General features: G+C 72.8%; 10 protein-coding genes. 4 read left to right on the plus strand and 6 right to left on the minus strand.

Going from position 1 to position 12786, the window contains the following annotated elements:
- Positions 1-28 precede the first annotated feature (28 nt).
- On the plus strand, positions 29-1846 hold the full coding sequence (locus AMK24_RS13240) for an NHL domain-containing thioredoxin family protein (RefSeq protein ID WP_073768339.1): 1818 nt from the start codon (positions 29-31) through the stop codon (positions 1844-1846).
- 81 nt (positions 1847-1927) lie between these two features.
- Here the strand turns inward: AMK24_RS13240 and AMK24_RS13245 are convergent, their stop codons facing one another.
- The 6 genes from AMK24_RS13245 to AMK24_RS13270 all read right to left on the minus strand — a co-directional run bounded on the left by AMK24_RS13245 (position 1928) and on the right by AMK24_RS13270 (position 9757).
- Complete coding sequence (locus AMK24_RS13245; RefSeq protein WP_073768341.1) at positions 1928-2677, minus strand: DUF4232 domain-containing protein; 750 nt, start codon at positions 2675-2677, stop codon at positions 1928-1930.
- Between the two features lie 197 nt (positions 2678-2874).
- Positions 2875-5742 (minus strand): AfsR/SARP family transcriptional regulator, encoded by a 2868-nt coding sequence (locus AMK24_RS13250; protein WP_073768343.1) that lies wholly within the window; start codon positions 5740-5742, stop codon positions 2875-2877.
- Positions 5743-5886: 144 nt separating this feature from the next.
- Complete coding sequence (locus tag AMK24_RS13255; RefSeq protein ID WP_073768345.1) at positions 5887-6108, minus strand: DUF6458 family protein; 222 nt, start codon at positions 6106-6108, stop codon at positions 5887-5889.
- A gap of 135 nt (positions 6109-6243) precedes the next feature.
- Positions 6244-7542 (minus strand): M18 family aminopeptidase, encoded by a 1299-nt coding sequence (locus tag AMK24_RS13260; RefSeq protein ID WP_073768904.1) that lies wholly within the window; start codon positions 7540-7542, stop codon positions 6244-6246.
- Between the two features lie 50 nt (positions 7543-7592).
- Positions 7593-7775, minus strand: a complete 183-nt coding sequence (locus tag AMK24_RS13265) for a hypothetical protein (RefSeq protein WP_242435139.1) — start codon at positions 7773-7775, stop codon at positions 7593-7595.
- A gap of 155 nt (positions 7776-7930) precedes the next feature.
- On the minus strand, positions 7931-9757 hold the full coding sequence (locus AMK24_RS13270; RefSeq protein WP_073768347.1) for an acyl-CoA dehydrogenase: 1827 nt from the start codon (positions 9755-9757) through the stop codon (positions 7931-7933).
- Positions 9758-9922: 165 nt separating this feature from the next.
- Here AMK24_RS13270 and AMK24_RS13275 point away from each other — a divergent pair, with 165 nt between their 5' ends.
- From AMK24_RS13275 to AMK24_RS13285, 3 genes are all read left to right on the plus strand, one after another.
- Positions 9923-10390 (plus strand): SseB family protein, encoded by a 468-nt coding sequence (locus AMK24_RS13275; protein ID WP_006125898.1) that lies wholly within the window; start codon positions 9923-9925, stop codon positions 10388-10390.
- A gap of 176 nt (positions 10391-10566) precedes the next feature.
- Complete coding sequence (locus AMK24_RS13280; RefSeq protein ID WP_073768349.1) at positions 10567-11523, plus strand: pirin family protein; 957 nt, start codon at positions 10567-10569, stop codon at positions 11521-11523.
- A gap of 65 nt (positions 11524-11588) precedes the next feature.
- Positions 11589-12683: an AI-2E family transporter gene (locus tag AMK24_RS13285; protein WP_073768351.1), complete on the plus strand. Its 1095-nt coding sequence runs from the start codon at positions 11589-11591 to the stop codon at positions 12681-12683.
- Positions 12684-12786 lie beyond the last annotated feature (103 nt).

Consider the following 12786-nt stretch of genomic DNA (forward strand, 5'->3'; position numbering starts at 1 on the left):
GCAGGCGATCAGGGTGTTGACTGGTGACATGGCAACACGTGCACGCGTCCGCGCCCCCGAACTCATCGGCAAGGGCGGCTGGTTCAATACAGGCGACCAGCAGTACACCCTCGCTGACCTGCGAGGACGTATCGTCATCCTCGATTTCTGGACGTTCTGCTGTGTGAACTGTCTGCACGTCCTGGACGAGCTGCGCGAACTGGAGGAGAAGCACCGCGACACCGTGGTGATCATCGGCGTCCACTCGCCGAAGTTCGTCCACGAGGCCGAGCACCAGGCCGTCGTCGACGCCGTCGAACGCTACGAGGTCCACCACCCCGTCCTGGACGACCCCGAGCTGGCCACCTGGAAGCAGTACGCGGTACGCGCCTGGCCGACGCTCGTCGTGATCGACCCCGAGGGCTATGTCGTCGCCCAGCACGCGGGCGAGGGCCACGCGCACGCCATCGAGAAGCTCGTGGAGGAGCTGGAGGCCGAGCACGGGGCCAAGGGAACCCTGCGCCGGGGCGACGGCCCCTACGTCGCGCCCGAGCCCGTCGCCACGCACCTGCGCTTCCCCGGCAAGGCGCTGCCGCTGCCGGACGGGGGCTTCCTGGTCTCCGACACCACCCGGCACCGCCTCGTCGAGCTGGACGCGGACGGCGAGACCGTGCGGCGCCACTTCGGCACGGGCGAACGCGGGCTGAACGACGGAGGCCCGGACGAGGCCCGGTTCAGCGAACCGCAGGGGCTCGCCGTGCTGCCGGACGGCCGGATCGCCGTCGCGGACACCGTCAACCACGCGATCCGCGCCCTGGACCTCTCGACGGGGGTGACCAGCACGCTCGCCGGCACCGGCCGCCAGTGGTGGCAGGGGACCCCGACCAGCGGCCCGGCGCGCGAGGTGGACCTCTCCTCGCCGTGGGACGTCGCCTGGTTCGGCGACCGGCTGTGGATCGCCATGGCGGGCGTGCACCAGTTGTGGACGTACGACCCGGAGACCCGGGCCGTACGCGTCGCCGCCGGGACCACCAACGAGGGACTGGTCGACGGGCCGGCCGCCGAGGCGTGGTTCGCCCAGCCGTCCGGGCTCGCGGTCTCCGCGGACGGGGAACGGCTCTGGGTGGCGGACTCGGAGACCTCCGCGCTGCGCTGGGTCGACCGCGACGAGCACGTCCGCACCGCCGTCGGCGCGGGCCTCTTCGACTTCGGCCACCGTGACGGGGCGGCCTCCCAGGCGCTGCTCCAGCATCCGCTCGGCGTGACCGCGCTGCCCGACGGGTCCGTCGCGATCAGCGACACGTACAACCACGCCCTGCGCCGCTACGACCCGGCGTCCGACGAGGTCACCACGCTGGCCACCGACGTCCGCGAGCCCAGCGACGCGGTGCTGGTCGACGGCGATCTCGTCGTCGTCGAGTCGGCCCGGCACCGGCTGACCCGGATCCGGCTGCCCGAGGAGGCGGTACGGGTCGCGGACCGGGCGCACCGCACCCGGCGCGCCGCCACGGAGATCGCTCCGGGCGCCCTCCGCCTCGACGTGGTCTTCCAGGCGCCCGCGGGCCAGAAACTGGACACACGTTACGGGCCCTCGACCCGGCTGCTGGTCTCCGCCACCCCGCCGGAACTACTGGCGGAGGGCTCGGGCACGGGCACCGACCTGGGGCGCGACCTGGTGCTGGCGGACGGGGCCGCCGAAGGGGTGCTGCACGTCTCCGCGATGGCCGCTTCGTGCGACGACGACCCGGCCAACGCATACCCGGCCTGCCATGTGCACCAGCAGGACTGGGGGGTGCCGGTCCGCGTCACGGCGGACGGCGAGTCCCGGCTCGGGCTGGTGCTGGCCGGGATGGACGAGCCCGCCTGAGGCCGGCACGGGCGGCTGCCGTCGGGTGCCGGGCCGGAGGCTCCCGGCGTCCGGCGGATCTCCGCCCGGTCTCCCGGCGGCTCAGAACTCGTCGGCGCCGTTGCGCAGCTGGGGGGTCCAGTAGCCCGTGGCCCACTTCTGCGGGTTGACGGACAGGCCCTCGGCGGCGGGGGACTTCACGACGGCCATGCCGCCGCCGTTGGCCTTCAGCGTGACGGTGAACTCCTTCACCGTCTCGGTGGTCTCCTTGCGGCCGCCCTCGGACATGCGCACCGCGGCATAGGCGGACTGGCCGGGCTCCAGGACCACCGGGGAGGCCGGCTTGCTCTTGGCGACCGGCGGGACGATGCCCCGCGCGTTGTCCAGGAAGTGGATGTGCGGGTACTCCTTCATCTCGCAGCGCGCGCCGGAGGTGTTCTTCGCGGACAGCGTCAGGTGGGTGTAGGGAGGACCGTCCTGGCGCTCGGCGGTGATCTTGAGGCCCTTGGCGGTGCAGAGGGGGGCGTTGCCCGGCGCGTCGCTCCGGCTCTGCGAGCTCCGGCTCTGCGAGCCCTGGTTCGTGTCGCCGCTCTGCTCGCCACCGCTCTGGGCCTTGTCGCCGCCCTGCTCACCAGCGTCCTGGCCGCTGCTCTGCGTCTCGCCGCCCGGGGCCTTGTCGCCGCTCTGCGCCACCGGGGTCGTGGAGGAGGAGGACGCTGCGGAGGCGGCGCGGTCCGTCGTACCGGCGGACGCGGCCCCGCCGTCGTCGCCGCCGCACGCGGTGAGCGAGAGGGCGAGGGCGGCGGTGGCCGCGGAGACGAGTACGGCGGTGCGGTTGCGGTAGGTGCGCATGGCGAGTTCCCCGAGATGAGTGACCGCCTCCGCCTGTTCAGCGGTGAAGCGGCCGGTGAGCTGCTGACAGGTAGGAGTCTGGGCGGCCCCGCTCACGTTCCGGTGGCGTCCCGCTGACGTTCGGCTGACGCCCTCGAATTTCCTCGCTCCACCCCGGCGGCCCCTCTTCCACCTGCGGGAGTGCCGGCCGGCGCGGCTCAGGGCGCGGTGGCGAGGCGGAGCGCGGACCGCTCGTGGCGTACGCGGTAGGAGGGGTCGGCCGTGGTGCGCAGCAGGACCTCCAGCGCCCGCACCGCGCCCTCGTCGTAACCGGCGTCCTCCGCCTCCCGCGCGGCCCGGTCCAGCAGCCGGATGCCGTCCTCCTCCTCGCCCAGCGCCAGACGGGCCTCGCCGCAGATCGCCAGCAGCAGCGACCGGCGCGCGGCCTCCTCGTGCTCGGGGCCCAGGTCGAGCGCGGTCCGCGCACAGGCCAGCGCCTCCTCCGGGCGGCGCGCGGTGAGCCGCATCCGCGCCAGATGCTGGAGGGCGAGCATCTCGGTGTGCCGGTCCTCCTCCCGGCGGGCCAGCTCCACGGCGCGGACGCAGTTCTCCGACGCGGTCGGCAACTCGCCCAGCTCGGCCTGGACGACCGCCAGGTTGACCAGCGCGGTCGCCTCGCCCAGCGGGTCGCCGGCCTCCCGGGCGAGCTGCGGCGAGCGCTCCAGCAGGTCCGCGGCCTCGGCGGTCCGGCCCTCCTCCGTCAGCACCCAGCCCAGCAGCGTGAGCACCCTCGATTCGGCGTACGCGTCCTTTCCCGCGCGGGCCGACTCCAGGGCCAGCTCCAGCAGCGGCGCCCAGTTGTCCCGTACCCGCCACACCACCTGCGGCCACTGGAGCAGGATGATCCGCCAGGCCCGGTCCTCCAGGCCCGCCTCCCGCGCCGCCTGGGCCGCCAGCGCCAGGTTGTCCCGCTCGCCGGCCAGCCAGCGCATCGCCTCGTCCCGGCCGGTGAAGTCCCGTACGGCGGTGGGCCGGCGGAAGCCGTCCGGCAGGACGAAGCAGGACTCGCCGCCGGGCTCCGCCGTGTCGGCGGCGGCCAGCGCGGTGGCGATGCAGTGGTCGAGCACCCCGAGGAGTGCCTCGTGCGCGGAGGCGGGGTCGAGGCCCCGAGCGTAGAGGCGTACCAGGTCGTGCAGGACCCACCGGCCCGGGGCCGTCTCGGCGACCAGGTGGGCGTCGGACAGCCGCTCCAGGGCCGCCGCCGCGACCACCGGGTCCGTCCCCGCCAGCGCGGCCGCCGCGTACGGGTCGACAGAGCCGCCGGGGTGGTGCCCGAGCCGTGCGAAGTGGTGGACGGCGTCCGGCGGGAGGTGCTGGACGGTCAGCCGCAGCGCGGCTGCGACGCCCGTGTCGTCCACGTCGAGGCACGCCAGCCGACGGCGCTCGTCGGCCAGTTCGTCGGCGAGGGCGGCCAGCGTCCACCGGGGCCGCCCCGCCAGCCGGGCGGCGGTGACGCGCAGCGCGAGCGGCAGCCCGCCGCAGAGTTCGGCGAGCCGACGGGCCGCCACCGGTTCGGCGAGGACCCGCTCCTCCCCCAGCACCCCGGCGAGCAGCGCCGTGCCGTCGTCGGCCTCCAGTGTGTCGAGCGGGACGGGCCGGGCGGCGTCCGAGGCGATCAGCCCTTCCAGCCGGTGCCGGCTGGTGACGAGCGTGACGCAGTCCGCGCCGCCCGGAAGCAGCGTCCGGACGGCGGCGGAATCGCGGACGTTGTCGAGGACGACCAGCAGCCTGCGCCGGTCGGTCAGCGAACGGAAGAGCGCGGCGGCCGCCGGGGCGGATTCCGGGATCCGGCGCGGCGGGAGGCCGAGCGCGAGCAGGAACTCCCGCAGGACGTCGACGAGCAGGGGCTCGCCGGCCTCGCTGAACCCGCGCAGGTCCGCGAAGAGGCGCCCGTCCGGGAAGAGCGCGTCGTTGCGGTGCGCCCACTGGAGCGCCAGGGCGGTCTTGCCGACCCCGGCGGGGCCGGTGACCAGGCAGACGGGCGACTCGCCCGCCGCCGCCCGGGTGAGCGCGGCCAGCTCGGCGGTGCGCCCCTGGAAGCCGCGGGGGGCCCGGGGGAGCAGGTCGACGGGGAGGGGGTCGGCGGGATGCACCGCGGGTGCGGCGGGCCAGGGGCGCGGGGCGGCGGGGGGCGTCTCCGCCGTGCCGCCGCCGCCCGATGGCGCGTCGGCGACGGCGACGGGCGGCCCGGCCGGGGCCTCGGCGGCCCCGGCGGAGGAGGACGCGGAGCGGGACGGGGCCGGCGGAGCCCCGGTACGGGCCGCCGGGGCGGCGGCCGTGGGCACCGGGTCGCCGCGCAGGATCAGCGCGTAGGCGTCGGCGAGCTTGGGCCCGGGGTCGATGCCCAGTTCGTCGGCGAGGAGCCGCCTGGTGCGGTGGAAACGGTCCAGGGCCTCCGACTGGCGCCCCGCCCGGTACAGCGCCAGCATCAGCTCGGCGGCCAGCGACTCCCGCAACGGGTGCGCCGAGGTCTCCGCCGCCAGCAGGGCCGCCGCGCGGTGGTGCTCGCCCAGGGTGCCGTACGTACGGGCCAGCAGCTCGACCGTCGCCAGCCGCGACTCCTCCAGGGAGTGCGCGGCGGCCCGGAGCGGGGGACCGGCGAACGCCCCGCTGAGGGCGGGGCCCTGCCAGTGGGACAGGGCCTCCTTCAGCATCAGCACGGTGTCCGCCGGGCTGCGCTGCTCCCGCGCCAGCATCAGCAGTTCTTCGAACCGCTGCGCGTCCACCAGCGTCTCGGGAACCCGCAGCACGTACGCGTCACCGAGGGTGACCAGCTCGACCCCGTACGCCTCCGCGTCCGCGCCCACCAGCAGGGCGCGCAGGCGCGACACATGGCCCTGGATGACACTGCGGGCCTGCAGCGGCGGGGTGTCGTCCCACAGGGAGTCCATCAGCCGGCCGATGGAGACCGGGGTGTTGGCGGACAGCAGCAGCGCGGCGAGCAGGCTGCGCCGTTTGGCGGGCCCCAGCGGCAGCGGTCCGGTGTGCGTTTCCACGGCGACCGTGCCGAGCAGCCGGAACTCCACGAACGGCTCCTCTTCGGGGCGGGGCGCACCCACGGTGGGGGCGCGGGATCCGTCCCAGAATATCGGGATCTCCGCGGGGCCGGCACCGGGCCGCCCGCCCGGCGGCGACGCTCGGCCGGCCGGGCCGTTCGCCGCCGCGGGCCGTCAGTGGTAGCGCTGTTCGTCGTCCGCGACGACGGTGGTGGTGGGCGGCACGACCATCCGGCGGCGCCGCGCGATGCTCATGTACACGAAGACCCCGATGAGGCCGACGAGCATCATGATCCATCCGACCAGGTCGACGTTGACCGAGTCGACCTGCCAGTCGGTGGCGAACGCCAGGATCGCGCCGGCACCGATCAGGAGAATGCATCCTCCGAGTCCCATGACTTCCGCCTCCTCGACCGCCCGGGGGGTCCGAGCCGGTGTACGGATCGCGTACCCGGCCCGGCAACAACCATGTGCGCGCGGGAGGTTGCACCTTCCCGACCGGGGGCGAGGAGGCGGTGGGGCGTCCTCGGGTCAGCCGGCGAGGAACGCGGTCAGCGCGTTCGCCAGCAGGTACGGGTCGTCCGCGCCGCACAGCTCACGGGCGCTGTGCATCGAGAGGATCGCCACGCCGATGTCCACGGTCTGGATGCCGTGCCGGGCGGCGGTGATCGGACCGATCGTGGTGCCGCAGGGCATGGCGTTGTTGGAGACGAAGCTCTGCCACGGCACGCCCGCCTTCTCGCAGGCGGCGGCGAACACCGCGCGCCCGCTGCCGTCGGTGGCGTACCGCATGTTGACGTTGACCTTGAGGATCGGTCCGCCGTTGGCGACCGGGTGGTGCGTCGGATCGTGCCGCTCCGCGTAGTTGGGGTGCACGGCGTGACCGGTGTCGGAGGAGAGGCAGACGGTGCCGGCGAAGGCGCGGGCGCGGTCCTCGTACGTGCCGCCGCGCGCGAACACCGAACGCTCCAGCACCGAGCCCAGCAGCGGCCCGTCGGCCCCGGTGTCGGACTGGGAGCCGTTCTCCTCGTGGTCGAAGGCGGCGAGCACCGGGATGTACGGGATGTCGGCGTCGCTCTGCCCGGCGACGGCGGCCAGGGCGGCGGTCGCGGCGTGCACCGAGAGCAGGTTGTCCATCCGGGGGCCGGCCAGCAGCTCCCGGTCCCGGCCCAGGTAGGAGGGCGGCTCGATGGCGTGGGGCATCAGGTCCCAGCCGGTGACGTCCTCCGCGTCGACGCCCGCCTCCTCGGCGACGAACCGGATCAGGTCGCCCTCCTCGACGTCGCCGAGCCCCCAGATCGGCTGCATGTGCTTCTGCCGGTCGAGCTTCAGGCCGTCGGTGTTGGCCGACCGGTCCAGGTGCACGGCCAGCTGCGGCACCCGCAGCAGCGCCCGGTCGATGTTGACCAGCCGGTGGGTGCCGTCGCGCAGCGAGATCCGGCCGGCCAGACCGAGGTCCCGGTCGAGCCAGGTGTTGAGCAGGGTGCCGCCGTAGACCTCGACGGCGATCTGACGCCAGCCGTGCGCCCCGGTGTCGGGCAGCGGCTTCACCCGCAGGTTGGGGGAGTCGGTGTGCGCCCCGGCGATCCGGAACGGGGTGTGCGCCTCGGCGCCCTCCGGCACATACCAGGCGACGATGGCCCCGCCGCGCAGCACGTACTTCCCGCCGGCCGACGCGTCCCAGGCGGCGGTCTCCTCGACCTGCCGGAACCCTGCCTCCTCCAGCCGGGCGGCGGCGTTCGCCACGGCGTGGTACGGGGACGGGCTGGCCGCCAGGTAGGACATCAGGTCATCGGTGTGGGCGCGGTCGAACCGGAGAGGGGAACTCATGTTCTTCACTGTAACGAGGAAGCGGAATCCGGTATCCGGTGACCACGGGATCACCGGTCCGGCGGACGCCCGGCCCGCAGCTCGTCGATCGCGGTCAGGCCGATGTCGATGTCGATGTCGTACGGGGCGGAGAGCTTGAGCCGGTCGTGGTGGACGCCGGTGGAGACGTACGCCTTGTCGACGGGGTCGAGCTCGTAGGTGATGACCATGGGCCGGTCGTTTTCGCCGGTCATCTCGACGAGCCGGCAGTGCTGGACGCCCGCCGCCGCGTACTGGTGCGGCTCGGTGTCCCGGTCGCGGTCAGCGTACCCAGCCGATACGACGGCGCCGCCACCCGAAAGGATTCGGATGGCGGCGCCGGGGTGACATACCGAGCGGGCGGGCGGTCCTAGAACGCGGCCTCGTCCAGCTCCATCAGGGAGTTGTCCACGGCCTCGGCGAGCGCGCGCTCGGTCGAGACGCCGGGCAGGACGTTGGCGGCGAAGAACTTCGCGGCGGCGATCTTGCCCTGGTAGAAGGCGGTGTCCTTGGCGGAGGCGGTCGGCAGCTTCTCCGCGGCGACCGCCGCGCCCTTGAGCAGCAGGTAGCCGACGACGACGTCGCCGGACGCCATCAGCAGGCGGGTGGTGTTGAGGCCCACCTTGTAGATGTTCTTGACGTCCTCGCCGGTCGCGGTGAGGTCGGTGATCATCGTGCCGACGATCGCCTCCAGGTCCACGGCGGCCTTGGCGAGCGAGTCCAGCGCCGGGGCCAGCTCCTCGTTGCCCTGGGCCTCGGCGAGGAACTTCTTGATCTCCTCGGAGAGCGTGTTGAGCGAGGCGCCCTGGTCGCGGACGATCTTGCGGAAGAAGAAGTCCTGGCCCTGGATCGCCGTGGTGCCCTCGTAGAGGGTGTCGATCTTGGCGTCCCGGATGTACTGCTCGACCGGGTACTCCTGGAGGTAGCCGGAGCCGCCGAAGGTCTGGAGCGACTGCGCGAGCTGCTCGTAGGACTTCTCGGAGCCGTAGCCCTTCACGATCGGCAGCAGCAGGTCGTTGAGGCCGTTCAGCGCCTTGGCGTCCTCGCCCGCGGCCTCCTTCTCCTGGATCGCGTCCTGGACGGCGGCCGTGTACAGCACGAGGGAGCGCATGCCCTCGGCGTACGCCTTCTGCGTCATGAGCGAGCGGCGCACGTCGGGGTGGTGGGTGATGGTGACCTTGGGCGCGGTCTTGTCCATGAAGTTCGCCAGGTCGGGGCCCTGGACGCGCTCCTTGGCGTACTCCAGCGCGTTCAGGTAGCCCGTGGAGAGGGTGGCGATGGCCTTCGTGCCGACCATCATGCGGGCGAACTCGATGATGCGGAACATCTGGCGGATGCCGTCGTGCTTGTCGCCGATCAGCCAGCCCTTGGCGGGGTGCTGGTCGCCGAACGTCATCTCGCAGGTGTTGGACGCCTTGAGGCCCATCTTGTGCTCGACGTTGGTGGCGTACACGCCGTTGCGCTCGCCCAGCTCGCCGGTGGTCCAGTCGAAGTGGAACTTCGGGACCATGAAGAGGGAGAGGCCCTTGGTGCCCGGTCCGGCGCCCTCGGGGCGGGCGAGCACGTAGTGGATGATGTTCTCGGACATGTCGTGCTCGCCCGAGGTGATGAAGCGCTTCACGCCCTCGATGTGCCAGGAGCCGTCCTCCTGCCGCACGGCCTTCGTCCGGCCGGCGCCGACGTCCGAGCCGGCGTCCGGCTCGGTCAGCACCATCGTCGAGCCCCACTGCTTCTCGACGGCGATCTCCGCGATCTTCTTCTGCTCCTCGTTGCCCTCGTCGAAGAGGATGCCGGCGAAGGCCGGGCCGGAGGAGTACATCCACACGGCCGGGTTCGAGCCGAGCAGCAGCTCCGCGTAGCCCCAGATCAGGGAGCGCGGGGAGGTCGTGCCGCCGATCTCCTCCGGCAGGCCCAGGCGCCAGTACTCGGAGTCCATGAACGCCTGGTAGGACTTCCGGAAGCTCGCCGGGACCGGGGCGGTCTTGGTCTCCGGGTCGAAGACCGGCGGGTTGCGGTCGGCGTCGGCGTAGGAGTCGGCGAGCTCGTTCTCGGCGAGGCGCGCGATCTCTTCCAGGATGCTCTTCGCGGTGTCGACGTCCATCTCACCGAACGGACCGGTGCCGTACACCTTGTCGCGCCCGAGGACCTCGAAGAGGTTGAACTCGATGTCGCGGAGATTCGACTTGTAGTGCCCCATGGGAAGGCTCCGTAATCAATAGCAGTGGCGCGCGGCGCCCCGGGGAGATGCGGGTCGGGCGACAGGCAGACATGGGTCGGTCAGCTGACCCCTCCGATGATGCTACCCGTCAGTAATAAGGCGCAACCCCTCAAGCCGCAGATGTGTCCGATTACTCTTTGCGGCATGTACGGCTACGACCAGAACCCTGGTGCTCAGCAGCAGATGGGTCAGATGGGCCAGATGGGTCAGATGGGCGGCGGCTACGGGGAGCAGCCGCTGTATCCCGAACCGTCGCCGCCCTCCCTGGCCGACGCGGTACGGGCCTTCACCACCGGCTCCCTCTCCGCCGAGGACTTCCAGCAGATCTTCGCGACGTCGAAGGTCTACTGCCCGCGCGGCGACAACCCCGGCTTCCTGGCGCTGCACAACACGCAGCAGCCGGTGATCCCGATGTTCACCACGCTCAAGGAGCTGCGGCGGTACGCGGGCAAGGAGTCCAAGTACTTCGTGATCACCGGGGCCGAGGTGATCGACCTGCTGCCGACGGGGTACGGCTTCGTCCTCGACATGGAGGGCGACCACCGGATGGTCTTCGACGCCAAGGCGGTCGAGCAGATGGTCGACTTCGCGATGCGCCGGATGTACGGGTAGGGGTTCCGGGCCGGCTCGTCGCCGGCCTGCGGTTTCTTCTGCGGGACGAGGGCCCGCGCCGACTCGGCGCGGGCCCTCGTGCCGTCGTGGCGGGGCCCCGGGAATGCGCGACGCCTTGCAAGATGTTCATCGTTCAACTAAATTGATCGCAGAACACTCGCCCGGAGGTGGCCCCCATGCCCGCAGTGACCGTCGACAACCCGCTGACCCTGCCCAAGGTGGCCGCCCCGGAGAACGCCGCGGCGCGGCCCGTGCTCGCCGTGACGACCGCGCCGACCGGCTTCGAGGGCGAGGGCTTCCCCGTCCGCCGCGCCTTCGCGGGCATCAACTACCGGCACCTCGACCCGTTCATCATGATGGACCAGATGGGTGAGGTGGAGTACGCGGCCGGCGAGCCGAAGGGGACCCCCTGGCACCCGCACCGCGGCTTCGAGACCGTGACGTACCTGATCGACGGGAGCTTCATCCACCAGGACTCCAACGGCGGCGGCGGCACGATCGAGAACGGGGACACCCAGTGGATGACCGCCGGATCGGGCCTGCTGCACATCGAGGCCCCGCCGGAGTCGCTCGTCATGTCCGGCGGCCTCTTCCACGGCCTCCAGCTCTGGGTGAACCTGCCCAAGGCCGACAAGATGATGAACCCCCGCTACCAGGACATCCGCGGCGGTGAGGTCCAGCTCCTCGCCTCGCCCGACGGCGGCGCGCTGCTGCGGGTCATCGCGGGTGAACTGGACGGCCACCGGGGCCCCGGCATTACCCACACCCCGATCACGATGATCCACGCCACCGTCCGGCCCGGCGCGGAGGCGGTCCTGCCCTGGCGCGAGGACTTCAACGGCCTCGCGTACGTCCTGGCCGGGCGCGGCACGGTCGGCGCGGAGCGCCGCCCGATCGCGATGGGGCAGACCGCGGTCTTCGGGAGCGGCGGCTCGCTGACCGTCCGCGCGGACGAGCGGCAGGACGGCCACACCCCGGACCTGGAGGTCGTGCTCCTCGGCGGACGCCCGATCCGGGAGCCGATGGCGCACTACGGGCCGTTCGTGATGAACAGTCAGGCCGAGCTCAAGCAGGCTTTCGAGGACTTCCAGGCCGGCCGGCTCGGCACGGTCCCGGCGGTCCACGGCATGTGACGAGCTGTCACCCGTACGGGGTGTGCGGGCGGGCCCGTCCCCACACCCCGTGATCGGGTGGAAGGGTGTCCGCACCCCAGCCCCTCCTCCCGCAGAGCGCCCGCAGGGCGGCCGCCTGGTGCGGTGTCGTCCTGCTCGTGGTGGGCGTGGCCGCCGTGGTGGTCTGGCTGATCGTCGTCCTGAAGGCGGCGGTCACCCCGGTCCTGCTCGCGCTGCTCGGCACCGCCCTGCTCGGGCCCGTCCACCGATGGCTGATCGCCCGCCGGCTGAACCGGTCGCTGGCCGCCGGGCTGACCTGCGTGGCCCTCGTCGCGGTGGTCGGCGGCGCCGGGTACATCGTGGTCACCACGCTCATCGACTCCGGCGACCAGATCGTCGCCTCGCTGAAGGACGCCGGTCAGTGGGTCGTCGACCATCTGGACATCGGCGGGACCACGGACGTCGACGACCTGGCCGACAACGCGAAGAGCCTGGTGGGAAAGTTCGGGGCGAGCGCGGCGGGGGGTCTGCTCAGCGGTATCAGCCTGGTCGGTTCGCTGGTGGCGACGAGCGTGCTGGCCCTGCTGCTGACCTTCTTCTTCCTGCGCGACTCGGACCGGGCGGCCCACCTGGCCCACACCGTCGCCCCGCGCGGCACCGGGGACCTGGTCGAGGCCATGGGCCGCCGGGCGTTCGAGGCCGTCCAGGGGTTCATGCGCGGCACCACGTTCATCGCCCTGATCGATGCGGTGTGCATCACGGTGGGCCTGCTGATCCTGGACGTCCCCGGGGCGCTGGGGCTGGGCTCGCTGGTGTTCGTCGGTGCGTACATCCCGTACCTCGGGGCGTTCGTCTCCGGTGCGGTGGCCGTCCTGGTCGCGCTGGCCGACCGGGGGCTCGCGACCGCCCTGTGGACGCTGGGGGTGGTGCTCGCGGTCCAGGCGCTGGAGGGCCACGTGCTCCAGCCGGTGATCCAGAGCCGTACGGTCCAGATGCACCCGGCCATGGTCATGATCGCGCTGGCGGCGGGAGCGAGCGTGGCGGGCCTGCTCGGGATGCTGCTGGCGGTACCGCTGTGCGCGGCGGCCTTCGGCATCCTGGGCGAACTGCGCGCAGGAGACGGCCCGGACGGAACGCGGGGACCCGCCCCGCCCGCCTCCTCCGGGCCGTCCGGCGCTTGAGGACGTAACCACGACGGGGGCGGGGCCGTGCACGCCGGGGCCGGCGGCCCGGCCCCCCCGACGCGTCCGGTGCCCGAGGACGAACCCGTCGCGCCGGTGAGCC

It is taken from the genome of Streptomyces sp. CB02366 (assembly GCF_001905905.1).
Classification (GTDB): Bacteria; Actinomycetota; Actinomycetes; order Streptomycetales; family Streptomycetaceae; genus Streptomyces.